This window comes from Clostridium sp. E02, assembly GCF_003833015.1.
Classification (GTDB): domain Bacteria; phylum Bacillota; class Clostridia; order Lachnospirales; family Lachnospiraceae; genus Lacrimispora.
Genome location: NZ_RJLQ01000017.1, coordinates 68,624 through 87,641 on the forward strand (window position 1 = coordinate 68,624; position 19,018 = coordinate 87,641).

15 protein-coding genes and 2 tRNA genes are annotated in these 19,018 nt (G+C 40.5%); all 17 read right to left on the reverse strand.

What is annotated here, in order from left to right; translation table 11 throughout:
• Position 1: 1 nt before the first annotated feature.
• A tRNA-Glu gene (locus EFT72_RS13715) sits at positions 2–73 on the reverse strand.
• A 23-nt stretch (positions 74–96) separates the two neighbouring features.
• Positions 97–170, reverse strand: a tRNA-Pro gene (locus EFT72_RS13720).
• A 144-nt stretch (positions 171–314) separates the two neighbouring features.
• Positions 315–4,847 (reverse strand): PolC-type DNA polymerase III, encoded by a 4,533-nt coding sequence (locus EFT72_RS13725; protein ID WP_124067486.1) that lies wholly within the window; start codon positions 4,845–4,847, stop codon positions 315–317.
• A gap of 8 nt (positions 4,848–4,855) precedes the next feature.
• Positions 4,856–5,911 (reverse strand): flavodoxin-dependent (E)-4-hydroxy-3-methylbut-2-enyl-diphosphate synthase, encoded by a 1,056-nt coding sequence (gene ispG / locus EFT72_RS13730; RefSeq protein ID WP_124067487.1) that lies wholly within the window; start codon positions 5,909–5,911, stop codon positions 4,856–4,858.
• A 28-nt stretch (positions 5,912–5,939) separates the two neighbouring features.
• On the reverse strand, positions 5,940–6,989 hold the full coding sequence (locus EFT72_RS13735) for a site-2 protease family protein (RefSeq protein WP_347561886.1): 1,050 nt from the start codon (positions 6,987–6,989) through the stop codon (positions 5,940–5,942).
• 10 nt (positions 6,990–6,999) lie between these two features.
• Positions 7,000–8,142 (reverse strand): 1-deoxy-D-xylulose-5-phosphate reductoisomerase, encoded by a 1,143-nt coding sequence (locus EFT72_RS13740; protein ID WP_124067489.1) that lies wholly within the window; start codon positions 8,140–8,142, stop codon positions 7,000–7,002.
• A 50-nt stretch (positions 8,143–8,192) separates the two neighbouring features.
• A complete protein-coding gene (locus tag EFT72_RS13745) occupies positions 8,193–8,993 on the reverse strand; it encodes a phosphatidate cytidylyltransferase (RefSeq protein ID WP_124067490.1) in 801 nt (266 codons plus the stop codon).
• A gap of 19 nt (positions 8,994–9,012) precedes the next feature.
• Entirely contained in the window at positions 9,013–9,735 is a 723-nt protein-coding gene (locus EFT72_RS13750) for an isoprenyl transferase (protein ID WP_124067491.1), read from the reverse strand.
• A 66-nt stretch (positions 9,736–9,801) separates the two neighbouring features.
• Complete coding sequence (gene frr / locus EFT72_RS13755; protein ID WP_124067492.1) at positions 9,802–10,356, reverse strand: ribosome recycling factor; 555 nt, start codon at positions 10,354–10,356, stop codon at positions 9,802–9,804.
• A 15-nt stretch (positions 10,357–10,371) separates the two neighbouring features.
• Positions 10,372–11,073: a UMP kinase gene (gene pyrH, locus EFT72_RS13760; protein ID WP_124067493.1), complete on the reverse strand. Its 702-nt coding sequence runs from the start codon at positions 11,071–11,073 to the stop codon at positions 10,372–10,374.
• Between the two features lie 148 nt (positions 11,074–11,221).
• The gene (locus EFT72_RS13765) at positions 11,222–12,919 is read right to left on the reverse strand and encodes a peptide ABC transporter substrate-binding protein (RefSeq protein WP_124067494.1); all 1,698 of its coding nucleotides are present in this window, start codon (positions 12,917–12,919) and stop codon (positions 11,222–11,224) included.
• A gap of 112 nt (positions 12,920–13,031) precedes the next feature.
• Positions 13,032–14,012, reverse strand: coding sequence for an ABC transporter ATP-binding protein (locus EFT72_RS13770; RefSeq protein ID WP_124067495.1), 981 nt, complete (start codon positions 14,010–14,012; stop codon positions 13,032–13,034).
• Complete coding sequence (locus tag EFT72_RS13775; RefSeq protein WP_124067496.1) at positions 14,009–15,019, reverse strand: ABC transporter ATP-binding protein; 1,011 nt, start codon at positions 15,017–15,019, stop codon at positions 14,009–14,011. Before EFT72_RS13775 ends, EFT72_RS13770 begins: the two co-directional genes overlap by 4 nt.
• A 15-nt stretch (positions 15,020–15,034) precedes the next feature.
• Positions 15,035–16,075: an ABC transporter permease gene (locus tag EFT72_RS13780; RefSeq protein ID WP_124067497.1), complete on the reverse strand. Its 1,041-nt coding sequence runs from the start codon at positions 16,073–16,075 to the stop codon at positions 15,035–15,037.
• A 17-nt stretch (positions 16,076–16,092) separates the two neighbouring features.
• Positions 16,093–17,010 carry an ABC transporter permease gene (locus EFT72_RS13785; protein ID WP_124067498.1) on the reverse strand — a complete coding sequence of 306 codons (918 nt, stop codon included), beginning with the start codon at positions 17,008–17,010 and terminating at the stop codon, positions 16,093–16,095.
• Between the two features lie 130 nt (positions 17,011–17,140).
• Positions 17,141–18,064: a translation elongation factor Ts gene (tsf, locus tag EFT72_RS13790; RefSeq protein ID WP_124067499.1), complete on the reverse strand. Its 924-nt coding sequence runs from the start codon at positions 18,062–18,064 to the stop codon at positions 17,141–17,143.
• Positions 18,065–18,189: 125 nt separating this feature from the next.
• Complete coding sequence (rpsB, locus tag EFT72_RS13795; protein ID WP_124067500.1) at positions 18,190–18,930, reverse strand: 30S ribosomal protein S2; 741 nt, start codon at positions 18,928–18,930, stop codon at positions 18,190–18,192.
• Positions 18,931–19,018: the final 88 nt, after the last annotated feature.

Genomic DNA, 19,018 nt, shown 5'->3' on the forward strand with positions numbered 1-19,018 from the left:
ATGACCTATCCGAGAATCGAACTCGGGATTCCGCCGTGAGAGGGCGGTGTCTTAACCGCTTGACCAATAGGCCAGTATAATACAAACTATACAAAATCGAGGCGACAGGATTCGAACTTGCGACCTCTGCGTCCCGAACGCAGCGCTCTACCAAACTGAGCCACGCCTCGATTACGTTAGGTAGTATAATATAAAAACATACGGATGTCAACCTTATTTTCAAAATTATTTAATTATTTTAAAATACTTGAAAAATAATCTTAGATTTCAGTTTGTCTTAAACCAACTACAGTTTTTTTCATATGGTAGCTGATTTAAGAGCCCAAATCAAATAGAGATAATTGATTTAATTCTGGCAATTCTCCAAGAAGTCCCAGATCCCCCATCAAATCACACACCGTTTTACTTACTTTTGTCCTATTCCTAAAATCTTCTCTGGATAAAAATGCCCCATCTTTGCTTGCATCCACGACGGCATCGGCTGCTTTTTCTCCCAATCCGTCAATACTACTTAAAGAGGGCATCAACTTTCCATCAATTATCTGAAAATGTCTTGCTTTTGCCCTATATATGTCAACTGGAGTAAATTCAAATCCTCTTGCGTACATTTCCTGAACGATACGCATATCTCGTAAGGTATCAAGTTCCTTTTTGGATAAAGAATCCATACGTTTTTTATAATCCGCAAGGTAATGTTCCAGTTTGTCTCTCCCTTGACACATCAGTTCATAACTAAATCCATTGGCCCGAATGCTAAAGAAGGAAGCGTAATAAGCCAAAGGATAAAACACTTTGCAATATGCAATTCTCCATGCCATCATTACATAGGCCGCTGCATGAGCCTTAGGAAACATATATTTAATCTTTTTACAGGACCAGATATACCATTCTTCCACTCCATGAGCAACCATCTCTTCTTCCCATTCTTTTTTCAATCCTTTTCCTTTACGCACACTCTCCATAATGGTGAATGACAACCCTTCTTCGATTCCCATGGAAATCAAATAAACCATAATGTCATCTCTCGTACAAATCGCTGACTGAATGTTTGCCTTCCCTTCTTGTATCAGAGTCTGAGCATTTCCCAGCCAAACATCCGTACCATGAGCCAGACCCGCGATCCGGACCAAATCAGAAAAATACTTTGGTTTCGTATCAATTAACATCTGCATAGCAAAATCAGTTCCAAACTCTGGAACTCCAAGTGCGCCTAATTTACAACCTCCAATGTCCTCTGGACTGATTGAAAGCGCCGAAGTACTCTGAAAAAGAGACATAACTTCTTTGCTGTCCAAAGGAATGTCCTTTACCGGATCAAATCCAATCAAATCCTGAAGCATACGTATCATAGTCGGATCGTCGTGTCCCAGTATATCAAGTTTTAGTAGATTGTGATCAATAGAATGATAATCAAAGTGCGTCGTTATCGTCATGGTCGTCATATCATTGGCCGGTCTTTGAACCGGAGTGAAGGAATAGATCTCTTCCCCATGGGGAAGCACGATGATCCCACCTGGATGCTGTCCGGTGGTTCTTCTTACACCTACGCAGCCCTGTACGATCCGATTAATCTCACAATTTCGCTTTCGGATTCCATGTTCTTCATAATAGTTCTTTACATATCCAAATGCAGTTTTATCCGCTAGTGTGCCAATGGTACCTGCACGATAAGTCTGACCTTTCCCAAAAATAACTTCTGTATAATCATGCGCTTTGCTCTGGTATTCTCCTGAAAAGTTTAAGTCAATATCAGGCTCCTTATCTCCTTTAAACCCTAAGAACGTTTCAAAAGGAATATCGAATCCATCTTTTGAAAGAGTGTGACCGCAGTCAGGACATACCTTATCCGGCATGTCGCATCCCGCCATTCCAGAAAACTGTTTCACTTCTTCCGAATCAAAGTCATAATAATGACAGGAAGTACAGTAATAATGAGGACTAAGTGAATTAACTTCTGTTATCCCTGCCATATAAGCAACAAAAGAGGAACCAACGGACCCACGAGAACCCACCAGATATCCATCTTCATTGGATTTCCACACCAGTTTCTGCGCAATGATATACATAACTGCAAACCCATTGGATATGATGGAGTTCAATTCGCGCTCCAGACGCTCTGTAACGATAGTCGGAAGATTCTCTCCATATATGGCACTGGCTTTGTCATAACAGATTTTTCTCAAATCCTCATCAGAGTTCTCAATAATCGGAGGACATTTATCTGGCCTTACTGGAGAGATCCTCTCGCACATATCAGCTATTTTTCTCGTGTTTTTAATCACTACTTCTTCTGCTTTATTAGGTCCTAAATACTCGAATTCCTTTAACATCTCTTCCGTAGTTCTTAAATAAAGGGGAGGCTGTTCGTCGGAATCCTTAAACCCATGTCCTGCCATAATGATTCTTCGGTAAACTTCATCTTCCGGATCTAAAAAATGAACATCACAGGTTGCACAAACTGGTTTCCCAAATTGTTCTCCCAGTTTTACGATCCTCTTATTGATCTCAATGAGATCCTGTTCCGAATTTATTACACTTTTTTCATCTCGCAACATAAAACCATTATTTCCTAGGGGCTGTATTTCCAGATAATCATAGAAATTAACCAGTTTTGCTATCTCCGCCTCTGGAATCCCCCGAAGTAAGGCCTGATACACTTCACCCGCTTCACAGGCAGATCCTATAATCAGCCCCTCCCGGTACTGATCTAAAATGCTTTTTGGGATTCTAGGCCTTCTCGCATAATAATCAATATGGGAATAGGATATCAATCGGTAAAGATTCACTCTTCCTACATCATTAGCAGCTAGAATAATAACGTGATTGGTCGGAAGTTTTTTAATGATATCAGATGTCATGGCGTTAAACCCATTTAGTTCATTCAGGGTATTGATTCCCCGTTCCTTAAGCATACTTACAAATTTCTGAAAGATTTCTGCCGTACAGCCTGCATCATCCACGGCTCTATGATGATTTTTCAGTGAAATATTTAATGCTTTTGCAACTGTATCCAATTTAAAACGGTTTAAGTTTGGAAGTAACACTCTTGCCAAAGCCACCGTATCAATCACCGTAGGATTAAAATCCAATTGAAGCTGTACTGCATTATGTGCTATAAAGCTCACATCAAAGGAAGCATTGTGAGCCACCAGTACAGATCCTTCACAAAACGCTAAAAACCCAGGCAAAATTTGTTCAATCTTAGGATGAGGCAGAACCATGTTATCGTTAATCCCAGTTAGTTTTTCAATCTCAAATGGAATGGGGATATCCGGATTTACAAAAGAACTAAATTTGTCTGTTATTTTCCCATCTTCTATTTTAACAGCTCCGATTTCAATAATTTTGTTTTTAGTAGAACTAAAACCAGTGGTCTCTAAATCAAAGACAACAAAGGAATTTGTAAAATTCTGGTTTTTCGAATTCTTCACAAGTTCCTTTTGGTCATCAACCAAGTAACCTTCTACCCCGTAAATCAGCTTAAAATCGTCTCCCTTTTCCAAAGCATGATTGGCATCCGGAAACGATTGTACACAGCCATGATCTGTAATGGCGATGGCAGGCATCCCCCATTTCTTGGCTCGTTTTACAATATCTTTCACCTCTGAAACACCGTCCATATCACTCATCTTGGTATGACAGTGAAGCTCCACTCGCTTTTCCAGACTATTATCCGATCTTTTTCCTGTGAAATCTTCTGATTTTTTGATTCCTACCACAGATCCAAGCGTCAATTCACCGTCAAATCGATCAATGGTAGTAACTCCTTTGATTCGAATAAAATTGCCAAAAACCACTGCATTTTTAAGATCTGGGAGCTGTTCTTCTTTGGCAAATATTTTAACAGTAATGGTGTCTGTAAAATCAGACACATCAAATATTAAAATAGTTTTCCCACTTCTTAATTCCCGACTGTCTAAGGTTAGTATCTTTCCCCGAATCGCTACTTCACCGATCTCCCCTTCAATCTTTTCGATCTCAATGATTTCGTCATCAAAGTCTCTTCCATAAAGTACCTCTGGATTGTCCGATCTTTTCCCTCCGTAGCTGTTCTTTCTATAATCCTTCCATTCCTTTTTACCAGGTTCCGTTTCCTTCGATCTCCCAGCTCCTTTTTTCCCGCCCATGCGAAGCCCTGGTTCGGAGGAGTTAGCGTTCAAAGCTACAGTGGGATTTGACTGATTTCCTGCAGTTATAGGATCCAAAGCGCCCCCATCTGGCAGAAAAGGTGGCGAAGATTCTAAAGATGCCTGTCCATTACCTGCCAGGCTAGTCTTTTTAACAATTTCCTCTACTTCCCGCTGCATCTGCAGTTCCTTCTTCTTTGCCAGTTTATTTTCTTTCGGTGGGATAAATTCATACCGAACTTCTACCGGAAGGCCGCATCTTTCATGGAATATCTTTTCCAATACTCGTTTTAACTCTCCCGCTTTTTCTCTGGCAACAATTGTATCCTCGACCGTCATCTTTAACAGATCCGGCTCTGGAAATTCATATTCTGCTTTACGGAACATACTGTATTCAATGATACTGTAATGCTTCAGTTCCATCAAAAGACTATCTCGATATGCTTTTAAAAGTTTTTTAGGGGTATACTGTTCTGAAAGGCAGAACCTCTCTATGATTTTTATGGTAACCTGTTTGGATGGGAAAAGTTGATCTTTGATCCCCTTCTCTAGTCCATATATATTCTGTTTATGAATCAACCGGGGGCTATTTAAATAAATACGAATAGAGCTTCTATCTCTGTTAGATGTGACTTTCTCCACATCCACCAGATTTAAAAGCTCTTGCAAATCATCCGTAATATGTAACCCTGGAAATACTTCCAAAAATTTTTTTGCCATTCTATCACCTACTGCATTTTCATAAGTTCTTCCTGTAAGGCTTTTAGAAGTTCACCTTCTGGAACTTTTCGGATCACTTCTCCTTTCTTAATGAGAAGTCCTTCCCCAATCCCACCGGCTATCCCTATGTCTGCTTCTCTCGCTTCTCCTGGTCCATTGACCACACAGCCCATAACTGCAACTTTTATATCTAAGTGGTCAAAAGAAGAAACCATCTCTTCTACTTGGTTCGCCAATGATATCAGATCGATCCTTGTTCTTCCGCAGGTGGGACAGGATATCACTTCCACACCGCCTCTTTTCAAGCCAAGCGTCTTTAATATCGTCTTTGCCGTTTTTACTTCTTCTATCGGATCGCCAGTAAGGGAAACCCGAATGGTATCTCCAATTCCCTTATGAAGAATAATCCCAAGACCAATCGAAGATTTGACCGTTCCAGATGCAAGAGTACCTGCCTCCGTAATTCCTACATGAAGGGGATAATCAATTTGTTTGGCGATCAACTCATGAGCCTTGATACACATAAGTACATCCGATGATTTAATACTAATCACTAGATTGTCGTATCCCAGTTCCTCAATCAGATGTACTTTATTCATCGCACTGATTACAATTCCCTCTGCAGTCACCCCTCCATAAGTCTCAATCAAATCTTTTTCCAATGATCCACTATTAACACCTACCCGGATAGGGATGTTATACTCCTTCGCTTTCTCCACCACAGCCTGAACCCGCTCTCTCGAGCCTATATTTCCTGGATTAATACGAATTTTATCGGCACCAGCTTCTATGGCAGCAATTGCAAGCCGATAATCAAAATGAATATCGGCAATCAAAGGAATAGAGATCTTTTTTTTAATCTTCCTTAAAGCTATCGCTGATTCCTGATCCGGAACAGCCACTCGAATCAAATCGCATCCAGCAGCCGTTAATTCTTTTATTTGCTTAACAGTTTCTGTTACATCTTGTGTTTTTGTATTACACATAGACTGGATAAGAACGGGGTTTCCACCACCAATTATCCGGTCTCCTATCTGTATTTTTTTCGTATGATCTCTATACATAGGTTCCTCCAATTTATACATTCTGTTCCTACGTAAACCGGCTGATATCATTAAATACAACAAAAATCATTAGTGCCATCAAAGCCACCATACTGATCATGTTTACCATTCCTTCTTTTTCTGGATCCATACGTTTTCCTCGAATGGCCTCAATAATCAGGAACAGAAGTCTTCCACCGTCAAGTGCCGGAATTGGGAGTAAATTCATGACTCCTAAGTTTGCACTCAACAATATACACATACTAAGTATATTCGTCAGTGCAGCCACGATACTGACAGAAAGTCCTGCTTTCACAGAGTCATCTATCATAACAACTATTCCCACTGGACCACTTAAATCACTGACACTCGCTTTTCCAGTGAATAACATGCCAAGACTTTTTACCGTAAGGTTTACATCGTATTTCATCTCTAGAAAACCATATTTGACTAAACCACCAGCAGTTTTTATCTTATTATTCTGAGGAGCAATCATGATACCAATTAAGTATTTATCACTCTCCTTGGAATATTCAGGAGTAACGGCTACCGTTTTAATTACTTCTTTTCCCGTTGTTTGATCTACCCTGGAAAATTCCACCTGGCTCATCATGTCATCTGGCTTTAACAATTTATAAAGAACATAGTCCCCATACATGGAAACACTCTCTCCATTAATCTTTCGTAGTTTATCGCCAATTTGTAACCCTGCCGCTGCTGCAGGAGAATGATCCGAAACTTCTTTTATATAAGTCGTATTATAACCACTCATTCCTACTAGAATCATTGCCAATAAAAATGCAAGAATAAAATTAAACAAAGGACCTGCCACAATCACAGACATACGTGCCGTAATGGATTTATTTTGAAATGCCCGATCATCTGGGTTCTCTTCATCTTCTCCCAACATCATACAAGATCCACCAATCGGCAATAGTTTAATGGAATAAGTGGTTTCTCCTTTTTTAAAATGAAGAAGTCTCGGTCCCATACCAACGGAAAATTCCATAACTGCGATTCCGTTCTTCTTAGCAAATAAAAAATGACCCAATTCATGTATTAATACAATTAACCCAAAAACAAGTATTGCTACGATCACACTAGACAATTTACCACCTGCTTTCTATATATTCATAAGCTGCCGCTTCTGCTTCGAGTATCTCCGTCACACTGGGGTTTTCTTTCACAGTATGCCCGTTCATGGCTCCTTCTATCATCTCTGGAATCGAAAGATATGGGATTTCACGATTTAAAAATTTGGAAACTGCCCGTTCATTGGCTGCATTGAATACCGTAGGCATGGTTCCGCCGGTTTTTCCAGCCTGATACGCCAAGGACAAACCTGGGAAATGAACAAAATTTGGTTTTTCAAACGTAATCGTTCCCAGTTTCCAGAAATCCAAACGTTCCCCTGGAAGGAAACGCCGCTCTGGATAATAGAGCGCATACTGAATCGGGAGTTTCATATCGGGAGTTCCAAGCTGTGCCATAACTGCCCCATCTTCAAATTCTACCATGGAATGAATGATGCTTTTGGGTTGGATCACCACGCGGATCTGATCTATCTCTACACCAAACAACCACTTTGCTTCCATAACTTCCAACCCTTTGTTCACCATGGTAGAGGAATCAATGGTGATTTTCCTTCCCATAGACCAGTTGGGATGTTTTAGCGCATCTTCTACCTGAACATTTTTTAATTCCTCTTTTGTTCTTCCACGAAAAGGTCCACCCGATGCCGTTAAAAGAATGGAATGAATGGCTCTTTTCTCTTCCCCATTCAAGCACTGGAATATAGCACTGTGTTCACTATCTACCGGATAAATAGTAACACCTTTTTCCTTTGCAAGGGGCATAATGAGGTGACCTGCTGTGACTAAAGTTTCTTTATTGGCAAGTGCGATGTCTTTCCCCGCTTCCATGGCTGCAATGGTGGGCTGGATTCCTATCATTCCAACGATTGCTGTTACTACAATCTCTGCTGATATTTCTGTTGCCGTTTCAATTAACCCACTCATTCCGGACACAATCTTTACCGGTAGATCACGCACGGATTTTTTTAATTCTTGTGCTTTTTCTTCTTGCCATACACAGGCTATCTTTGGTTTGAAGGTTCGAATCTGCTGTTCCAGAAGCTTTATATTGCTGCCTGCAGCCAAAGCAGTAACTATTATATCTTTCTGGTTTTCCACCACCTCTAGGGTCTGCGTTCCAATCGATCCTGTTGATCCCAGAATAGCTATTTTCTTCATCTTATGCTACCTGCTCCTTTTCTTTTCCTTAATTCCTGTTTCATATTGTATTAACGTAAAAATACTGCCGCAAAATAAATGACCGGAGCGGTAAACAACATACTATCAAATCGGTCAAGAATTCCCCCATGACCTGGAATTAATGCTCCATAATCTTTTACCTTATGATTTCTTTTAATGGCCGAAGCTGCCAGATCTCCAATGGGTGAAATAACAGCAGCAAGTGCACAGGCCAGGGTACATGTAATTTGGGGATTCGCCACACCTGTCATAAAGGAACCAAATACAGTCGCATACAAAAACCCCAGAATAGAAGCTCCAATCACGCCTCCTACCGCTCCCTCAATAGATTTATGGGGACTAAGAACTGGTGCCAGTTTATGTCTGCCAAATAAATTCCCTACACAATAGGCACAAGTGTCACATCCCCAGGAGCTTATAAAAACAAGCCAGACCAAAAATCTTCCATCCTCAATGGAACGGACCTGATAGAGATAGGACAGCATTACAGCTACATAAAAAAAGCCAAAAAATACGACCGTTACTTCTTCCGTCTTATATTTAGGAAATGCAAATACATAAAAACTCATTAAAACCATCACAAAAGCAATGGACATAATCATAACGTATTGTTCCTTATGATACCACAGCAATCCGTAATAAACAATTACTGTTAAATACCCCATAACTCCCAGAGGATCATTTTGCAACTTCATCACACGGTAAAGTTCAAACAAACCTACCATGGATATGAATACAGTCGTGGCAAAAAGCAAAACTCCTCCACTTCCCACTGTAAAAAGTGCGATTAAAATAAGAATAATTCCGCTTATCAGCCTGGTTGTAAACATCACGCTTCCTCCCTCCGAATTACTTTACTCCCCCGAATCTTCGATCTCTGCTATTATACGCTGCAATTGCTTTTTTCATTTCATTTAAATTAAAATCAGGCCAATAACAATCCGCTACATAAAGTTCTGTATAAGCCAGCTGCCAAAGCAGATAATTAGAAAGTCTAAGTTCTCCGCTGGTACGGATCAAAAGATCTGGATCTGGAATTGTGTTGGTATCAAGATAAGAAGCAAACAAATCTTCAGACATGTCTTCCCATTGGATCTTTCCTAACGTCGTATCTCTCATAATCTTTTTCGTTGCACGGACGATTTCATCACGCCCCCCGTAATTAATCGCAATCACAAAGGTGAGTCCGGTATTGCCTTTTGTCTCTTCCACTAATTTATTGATGCCTTCTATGATATCACGGTCAAACCGTTCCTTGTCACCGATCATTTTCACTCTAACATTGTTCGACTTTGCAACTTTTAATAATCTTACCATATAGTAACGAAACAGCTTCATCAAAGCACCTATCTCATCTTTGGAACGTTTCCAGTTCTCTGTGGAAAATCCGTAAACAGTAAGATATTTAACTCCTAATCTAGCTGCATCTTCTACTGTTTTTTCAACAGCAATACAGCCCTCTTTGTGTCCTATACTTCTTGGTAACCCTCTTTTTTTAGCCCATCTTCCATTGCCATCTAATATAATGGCAATGTGGTTTGGGATTACTATGTTCTCTGGCGTTTTTTCCATTCTATGCTTCTCCTTTAAATAACACAAAACAGGACAGGCAATTCGCCTGCCCCCCTGTTTTATCATTTATACAGTAAGAAGATCCTTTGACTTTTCTTCTATAGCTTTATCAATCTGAGCGATCATCTTGTCCGTTAACTTCTGAACTTTAGCCTCTGCATCTGCCTGCTCGTCCTCAGAAATCTCATCTGATTTTAACTGCTTCTTAAAAGAGTCATTGGCATCTCGACGTATGTTGCGGATTGCAATCTTTGCTGCTTCTCCCTTTTTCTTTACATCTTTTACCAGTTCTTTTCTCCGTTCTTCCGTTAATTCTGGAAAAACCAGACGAATTATACTTCCGTCATTGGTCGGATTAATTCCAAGATCCGATACAAGGATTGCCTTTTCGATTTCTTTTAATAGATTCTTCTCCCATGGCTGTATAACAATCATACGAGCTTCCGGAATGGATACATTCCCAACCTGCTGAATTGGGGTCGGTGTTCCATAATAATCTACCTTGATTTTATCTAATACATGAGGATTGGCACGTCCCGCACGTATGGTCATGTAATCATTTTCCAATGCTTTTAACGTCTTATTCATCTTGTCTTCGTATACCTGTAAACTATCCTGCATATCTTCCTCCTGTTTTTACGCGGTTACTATCGTACCGTTTATTTTACCCTGCATTGCATTGGCAATGCCGTTTTCTTCATTTAAACTAAATACTGCCAAAGGCATCTGATTCTCCATGCATAAAATAGAGGCAGTTAAATCAATGACTCCTAGCTGCTTCTCAATCACATCTTGTATGGAAATCTCCTCATACTTAACCGCATCTGGATTCAATTTAGGATCACTGTCATACACTCCGTCAATTGCTTTTGCAAGTAAAATACAGTCTGCTTCCATCTCAATGGCACGTAGCGCAATCCCGGTATCCGTTGAAAAATAAGGATGTCCGGTTCCGCCAGCAAAAAACACAATTTTCCCTTCTCCTAAACAAAGATTTGCTTTATCCTTGGAGAAAAGTTCTGTCATGTTACCACATGAAAATGGTGTCATGATACTGGTATCCATCCCCGCGTTACGAAATATCTCGGAAACATAAACACAATTCATAATGGTGGCAAGCATACCGATTTGATCCGCTTTTGTCCGATCTATGGCATCGCTTGTCCTACCTCGCCAGAAATTACCTCCGCCAATGACGATTCCAACCTGGACCCCTTCATCAACAGATATTTTAACCTGCCGTGCAACCTCTTTTACAGTAGCTTCATCATAACCCGTCTTATTGGAACCGGCTAGAGCCTCACCGCTGAGTTTTAACAATACACGTCTTGGATTCATCACATCAACTCTCCTGTACTTTTGTTTGTCTTAAACGATTATAACATACTTTCAAATGGTTGGAAAGAGGAAGTTTGTCTGTATTGGGAAAGGACATACATCAAAAAACACCTGAAGATATCTCCAGGTGTTTTTTAAGAATATGGTATTATTGATCCATAGTAGCATACTGGAAGAACCAGAATCCGTATGGAGAATGCCAGGTTCCTTTTAATTTCGGATCCTGTAACCAGAATTCATTGTAATATGCAACCGGTGCAATGGCTGCATCGTTAAGAATCATAGTTTCTGCCTGATGCAGTTTTTCATAGTGATCTTTTACATCAGCAGTTGAATTTGCTTCATCTAATAATTTGTCAAGATCAGGATTTTTATACTTCGCGCTGTTGTTTCCACTATCGGATAACATCAGATTCAGCATATTGGATGGATCATCATAATCATATACCCAGCCATCGCGAGCCATCTGATAATCGCCAGCACGACGGGTTGGTGTAAAGGTAGACCATTCCAAAATCTTAATGTCTACGTTAATACCAAGCGCCTCTTTCCAGCAGCTCTGTAAATACTCGGCTACTGGTTTATGATAACTTGCATCGTTAAGCATATATTCAACAGCTGGAAAACCTTTTCCATCCGGATAACCTGCTTTTGCAAGTAATTCTTTTGCTTTTGCTACATCTTTTTCATGATCACCCAGATTAAAGAAATCTCCACCATTAATCTCTCTGGTGGTATCTTCAAAGGACGATCCTTCTTCTGCATCCGAGATACCAGGACCAACAAAATTGGTTGCAGGAGAAAAGGTTCCCTGCATAACGGTATTGGCTACATAATCACGGTCAATGGCAAGGCTAAGAGCCATACGCACATCTGGATTATTAAATGGTTCTTTTTGATTCTGGAAATCTAAATAATAGGTTCCCATAAGAGGTTCTATATGGAATGCCTCATTGCCCTTTAATCCAGGAACTTCCTCTGTAGGAACATCCTTAATCAAGGATACTTCTCCGGTCTGGTAAGCACTGTAAGAAGCATTGGAATCTTCCATTAATACAAACTTAAGCGTGTTTATCGTAACCGCATCTGCATTCCAGTAATTCTCATTTTTTGCAAATGTCATATGAGACCCTGGTACCCATTCAATCATCTTTAACGGTCCATTGGAAACATATGTTTCAGGCTTTAACGTCCATTGGTCTCCGTTTGCTTCAACGGTCGCCTTCTGTACTGGAACCATAGTTGCATGAGTAACCAGCTTGGAGAAATATACACAAGGAACTGCTAACTCAACCACTAATGTCTGATCATCTGGTGCTGTTATCGCAAGTGCATCTAAATTTCCAGCAGAAGCTTCCTCATATCCTTTTACATATCCCAGCATATCTGCTGCATAAGGAGCTGCTGTTTTAGGATCTGCAAGTCGTTTCCATGAATAGACAAAATCATTGGCTGTCAAAGGAGTACCATCGCTCCATTTTAACCCGTCACGAAGATGGAAGGTATAAGTAAGTCCGTCCTCAGACACATCAAAAGATTCTGCCTGACCAGGAACGATCTTGTTTTCTTTATCAACGATCAGCAACGTCTCAAACGCCTGGACAACCACGTTGGCACCATCAACAGCACTATTTAAACCAGGATCTATGGTCTCCGGATCTGGTCCAATCTGAACCGCAAGATCAAGTCCTGTATTCGTTCCTTCTGCAGGGGCTGCAGTCTCGCCATTCGCTGCAGTTGTACCACTGGCTGTTGTTTCCGTCTTAGTTGATTGATTCCCGCCACAAGCAGTAAGAATCATCCCAGAGGCCATAACTGCAGCCAATACGAGTGATATTTTTTTCATAACTATTCCTCCTATACGATAATTTTCAATTAGCGCAGTAGCACTTTATCCGGCTACTGCGCCAATTCATTCTCATAGCATAACATAAAAGCAATAAAATAGCAACGACATTTTAGTTTACTTTATCCAAATGATGGCAGGCTGCGTAGTGGCCAGTGGAGACTTCTCTCCACTCAGGCTCTTCTGCAGCGCAACGCTCATCTGCATAAGGACAACGGGTACGGAAATGGCAGCCAGACGGCGGATCTACCGGACTTGGCACGTCACCTTCCAGTACAATTCGTTTCGAATTGCGACTGATTTCTGGATCTGCAATGGGAATTGCAGAAATCAAGCTTTTAGTATACGGATGAACGCTGTGGAAGGTCAACTCATAACTATCTGCAAGCTCTACCAACTTTCCTAAGTACATTACCCCAATCCGATCAGAAATATGCTTCACAATAGACAGATCATGAGCAATGAACAAATAAGTTAAGCCTCTTTCCTCCTGAAGCTGTTCAAACATATTGACAACCTGTGCCTGAATGGATACATCTAGAGCGGAAACCGGCTCATCACAGACAATAAACTGTGGATTTACCGCAAGCGCCCGAGCAATTCCCACACGCTGACGCTGTCCACCTGAAAACTCATGAGGATAACGGTTTGCATGTTCTGAATTCAGTCCTACCGTAGATAAAACAGAAATAATTTGTTCCTGACGTTCTTTTCGATTGGAAGCGAGCTTGTGAATATCAATTGCTTCCCCTACAATATCACCAACAGTCATACGAGGGTCCAGGCTGGCATATGGATCCTGAAAAACAATTTGCATCTTCCTGCGGTAAGGCAGCATGTTTACTTTTGTGATGTCTTTTCCGTCAAAAAATATTTTTCCAGATGTTGGCTCATGAAGTCTTAAAAGGGTACGACCCGTGGTTGTTTTTCCACAACCTGACTCACCAACTAATCCTAGAGTTTCTCCCTTTTTAATTCCAAAGGATACGTTGTCAACTGCTTTCACAACTTTTTTTTCAAACAACTTATTTCCGGCTACAGGGAAATACTGTTTTAATTCTTTTATTTCTACAAGGTTTTTATTCTCCATCATGCCTCTCCCTTCTGCGCCTGTTGTTTTTCCATTTCCTGCTTCTGTAACAGCCAGCAAGCACTGTAATGAATGTCAGAAATATCCGTGTAAGGTGGCATCTCACGAAGACAAATCTTCATACACTCCCCGCATCTAGGTGCAAATGGACAGCCTTTTGGAGGATTTAACATATCCACTGGGCTTCCTTCAATCGGAACTAGTTTGCTGTGATCTTTTTCCGTAAGTTTTGGTATGCTTCGAATCAAACCTTTGGTATATTCATGGGAAGGATTATAGAAAATATCATGACTATCTCCATATTCCACTACTTTGCCCGCATACATAACCGCAATCCGGTCACACATATTAGCAACAACCCCCAGATCATGGGTAATCATGATAATTGCCATTCCCATTTTATCCTTCAATTCCATCATCAATTCCAGAATCTGAGCCTGAATGGTTACATCAAGAGCCGTAGTCGGTTCATCCGCAATCAAAAGCTTTGGTTCACACGCCAAAGCAATCGCGATCATAACTCTCTGACGCATACCACCAGACAATTCATGAGGATATTGCTTCAGACGTTTTTCAGGTTCATTGATCCCTACAAGCGTAAGAAGTTCGATCGCTCTTTCCCGTGCTTGACTCTTATTTTTATCTGTATGAAGCCTAATCACTTCGATGATTTGGTTTCCAATGCTGTAAACCGGATTCAAACTTGTCATCGGGTCCTGAAAGATAATAGATATTTCATTTCCACGGATTTTTCTCAACTCTTGTTCCGACATCTTCTCAATCTGATGACCGTTAAACTGCATAGCCCCCCCGATTAAGCGTCCTGGATAGGCAGTAAGTCCCATTAGACTATAAGCGGTAACCGATTTACCAGATCCGGATTCTCCTACAATGCCCAGGACTTCCCCTTCACCAAGATGTAACGATACATCATTTAATGCCTTAACTTCCCCTGCCGGTGTAAAGAAAGAAAGACGTTCATTTTCAATATTAACCAAATATTCACTCATCGACTCTCTCCTCCTTTAATCTTTCAGTTTCGGGTCAAACGCATCCCGGAGTCCATCACCAAGCAGATTGAAACTTAGAATAATTATAGAAATTGTTAATGCCGGCGCAAACAAACGATGGGGATAACTTTGAAGCCCATTTAATGCCGCACTCGCAAGACTCCCCAAGGAAGGCATCGGTGCCGCAACACCAAGTCCAAGGAAACTCAAAAAACTCTCAGTAAAAATTGAAGAAGGAATCTGAAGGGTCGTTGTAACAATTAAAGTACCGATGCAGTTGGTAAGCAAATGCTTTTTAATAATATGACCACTAGAAGCACCCAAAGCTCTCGCTGCAGTTACATATTCCTGTTCTTTTAAAATAAGGATCTGGCTTCTTACAATTCGGGCCATTCCCACCCAGTAAAGCAACGCAAACACTACAAAGATACTGATTAAGTTTACACCAACTATCTGTATCCATTCAAATCCCGGTTTCTGAGACAGCATCTTTAATGGCTGATCAAATGCAACCGACAAAAGTACAATAATGAGAATATCGGGTACTGTATAAATCATATCTACAATGCGCATCATGATCATATCCACCCAGCCTCCAAAGAAACCAGCAATGGAACCATATAGGGAACCAATCAGCAGGATAATACAGGAAGCTACCAAACCAACGGTTAAAGAAACCCGGCTTCCCATCATAACACGGACAGCATAATCACGTCCCAAACTATCTGTTCCCAGAATATGGGGGAATACGTTTTCTCCTGCAGCCATTGCTTCCAGTTCATTATCCGAATACTGCATTGGTGTTAAGTTTTCGCTTCCTCTAATCTGCTGTTCATAACTATATGGATACACCTCGGGTGCAAAAAATGACAGGATGAACACTACTAATATCACGAAAATACTGATCATAGATATTTTATTCTTTTTCAAACGTCTGAATCCATCTTTCCAGAATCCAACGCTTTTACGCATAACTGATAAGCTTTCTTTTTCCGCATCACTAGCCGGGAGAAAGTCTTCCATATTAAGCTGTAATGATAATTTATTCTTTGGCATCCTCTTTCTCCTTTCTCTTACTTCAGATTGATACGTGGGTCAATAAATTTATAAGCAACATCAACCAGTACATTCATGACAACCATCAAAGTAGCAAGGAAAATCGTGGTGCCCATAATCAGCGGATAATCTCGTCCTGTGATGGAACCAATAAATTCAGATCCCAACCCCGGAATGGTGAAAATTTTCTCAACAATGAAGCTTCCCGTCACTGTGTAAGCCAAAAGTGGTCCCAAGTATGTAACCACTGGGAGAACAGCATTACGAAGGGCATGCTTGAAAATGCTAACCATTTGTGATAATCCTTTTGCACGTGCTGTTCTCATGTAATCCTGTCCCATAACGTCTAACATAGAAGAACGCATCAAACGAGCAATGTAAGAGGAAGGATAGAACGCCAGTGCTAAAACCGGCATAATATAGTGTTTCCAGGATGAAAGCCCATAGGTGGGCAATAAACCCAGCTTCAAACTCAGAATATACATAAGAATCGTACATACCACAAAACTAGGAACAGCAATTCCACATGTACTGAATATAATGATAATATTATCAACTATGGTACCTCTCTTAAAGGCCGCTATACTACCTAACGGGATACCAATAAGAACTGCTGACAAAATAGCTAGGCCACCAACTCTAGCTGACACTGGGAATTTTGATTCAATAATCATATTCACGGTACGTCCACGCTGTTTTACACTCAATCCAAGATCTCCTCGCATCAGATCCTTCATGTAAGTTACATATTGTTCACTTAAAGGTTTATCCAATCCATATTTTTCATTTAATGCAGCCTGGGCCTGTGGACTGATGGCTTTCTCTGACATAAAAGGGCCTCCTGGCACCATATTCATGACAAAGAAAGTAACAGAGGCAACTGCAAAGATGGTTATAATCGCCATAGCGACACGTTTTATAATATAATTAGCCACTCTCTTCAACTCCTTTGGTATAGTGATGTCCGTCTAATATGGAAACATATGTCAACGGTAAACGGACATTGATTGAATAGAAAAATCCCATGGATACCCATGGGATTCCCCCCAGAATCCGGTTACAATATTATTGCATTTGTTTTGCAACTTCTTCTGCAAAGTTATCTTCTTTCTTTTCAAGACCTTCGCCAGTCTCAAAACGAACGAACCTCTTAACTTCCACTTTACCGCCTACTTCTTTTGAAACCTGCTCTAAATATTTTCCAACTGTCAAATCGCCATCTTTTACATAACCCTGATCGACCAGGCAGAATTCTTTCAATTCTTTATTCAAACGTCCAACAATCATCTTATCGATAATAGTATCTGGCTTGTCTGGATTCTCATTCTTTGCTTGTACTTTTAAAATTTCTGTTTCATGAGCAATAAATTCCTGTGAGATTTCATCTCTTCTCACATATTTCGGTGCAAGCGCTGCAATCTGCATTGCCACATTCTTCAATGCTTCCTTTACCGTATCATTCACCACTTCTGTGTCAGCTTCAATTAACACACCAATTCTGCCGCCACCATGAATATAATCAACAACAACACCATCTGTCATGATTTTTTCATATCTTCTAATATTCATATTCTCGCCGATTACTGAAATCTGGCTGGATAATGCCTGAGCTACTGTTAATGATGAATCTTTTGCCCAAGTTTCTCCCATAAATTCTTCCATATCCTTCGCTTTTGAAGCAATCGCCTGTACTGCAACATCTGCTACATAATCCTGAAACTGTGTATTCTTTGCAACAAAGTCTGTCTCACTATTTACTTCTACAATCGCACCGGATTTGCCATCTTCTTTTACTAAAGTTGTAACAAGTCCCTCTGCTGCTATTCTACCAGCCTTTTTAGACGCTGCTGCAAGGCCTTTTTCTCTTAAGAATTCAACTGCATTCTTCATATCACCATCTGTTTGTGCAAGAGCTTTCTTACAGTCCATCATGCCTGCGCCAGTCATCTCTCTTAACTCTTTTACCATTCCTGCGGTTACTGCTGCCATTCGTTTTCCCTCCATATCTTTTATTCGTCACAGATAATTCCAAGGCACTTTGCGGGTTTATTACTCACAAAAAATGCTTCGACCCGCTTCACAAAGCAGGTCGAAGCATCCAATCGCCTAAATAATTAAGCCTCTACAGTCTCTTCTGTTTCCTGAGCTGCTTCTGCTTCTTCAGCTACTGCCTCGCCCTGGTTTGCTTCAATTACTGCGTCCGCCATCTTAGATACAATCAATTTAACGGCTCTAATCGCATCATCATTACCTGGGATCACGAAATCAAGTTCTTCAGGATCACAGTTTGTATCGGCGATACCAATCAACGGAATGCCAAGTGTATGAGCTTCCTGAATGCAAATTCTTTCTTTCTTAGGATCAATAACAAAAATTGCATCCGGAATTTTCTTCATGTCTTTAATTCCACCTAAATTTCTTTCTAATTTATCCCACTCTTTTTTAAGAGCAATTACTTCTTTTTTTGGAAGAACATCAAATGTTCCATCTTCAGACATTGTTTCAATCTTCTTTAATCTTGCTATTCTGGACTGAATTGTCTTAAAGTTTGTAAGCATACCACCAAGCCATCTCTCGTTTACAAAGTACATACCGCAACGTTCTGCTTCTGCCTTAATTGCATCCTGAGCCTGTTTCTTTGTTCCTACAAAAAGAATCTTTCCACCTTCTGCTGCAATATCAGATACTGTTTTGTAAGCCTCATCAACTTTTACTACAGATTTCTGTAAGTCGATGATGTAGATACCGTTTCTCTCTGTGTAAATATAAGGAGCCATCTTAGGGTTCCATCTTCTGGTCTGATGACCAAAATGTACGCCAGCTTCTAAGAGCTGCTTCATTGAAATAACACTCATGTTATTACCTCCATTGGTTTTTACTTCCGCCCATTTCTTATACTCCTAAGGAGACCGTTCTCGGCACCAACCTATAGAATCCATGGAC

Coding starts and splice junctions, on each gene's coding strand:
- tsf (WP_124067499.1), bottom strand. CDS start 18,064: ATGGCAGCAGTAACCGCAGGAATGGTAAAAGAGTTAAGAGAGATGACT.
- EFT72_RS13740 (WP_124067489.1), bottom strand. CDS start 8,142: ATGAAGAAAATAGCTATTCTGGGATCAACAGGATCGATTGGAACGCAG.
- EFT72_RS13725 (WP_124067486.1), bottom strand. CDS start 4,847: ATGGCAAAAAAATTTTTGGAAGTATTTCCAGGGTTACATATTACGGAT.
- EFT72_RS13750 (WP_124067491.1), bottom strand. CDS start 9,735: ATGGAAAAAACGCCAGAGAACATAGTAATCCCAAACCACATTGCCATT.
- EFT72_RS13770 (WP_124067495.1), bottom strand. CDS start 14,012: ATGATGGAGAATAAAAACCTTGTAGAAATAAAAGAATTAAAACAGTAT.
- EFT72_RS13775 (WP_124067496.1), bottom strand. CDS start 15,019: ATGAGTGAATATTTGGTTAATATTGAAAATGAACGTCTTTCTTTCTTT.
- EFT72_RS13765 (WP_124067494.1), bottom strand. CDS start 12,919: ATGAAAAAAATATCACTCGTATTGGCTGCAGTTATGGCCTCTGGGATG.
- pyrH (WP_124067493.1), bottom strand. CDS start 11,073: ATGAATCCAAGACGTGTATTGTTAAAACTCAGCGGTGAGGCTCTAGCC.
- ispG (WP_124067487.1), bottom strand. CDS start 5,911: ATGTATAGAGATCATACGAAAAAAATACAGATAGGAGACCGGATAATT.
- EFT72_RS13780 (WP_124067497.1), bottom strand. CDS start 16,075: ATGCCAAAGAATAAATTATCATTACAGCTTAATATGGAAGACTTTCTC.
- rpsB (WP_124067500.1), bottom strand. CDS start 18,930: ATGAGTGTTATTTCAATGAAGCAGCTCTTAGAAGCTGGCGTACATTTT.
- EFT72_RS13745 (WP_124067490.1), bottom strand. CDS start 8,993: ATGTTTACAACCAGGCTGATAAGCGGAATTATTCTTATTTTAATCGCA.
- frr (WP_124067492.1), bottom strand. CDS start 10,356: ATGCAGGATAGTTTACAGGTATACGAAGACAAGATGAATAAGACGTTA.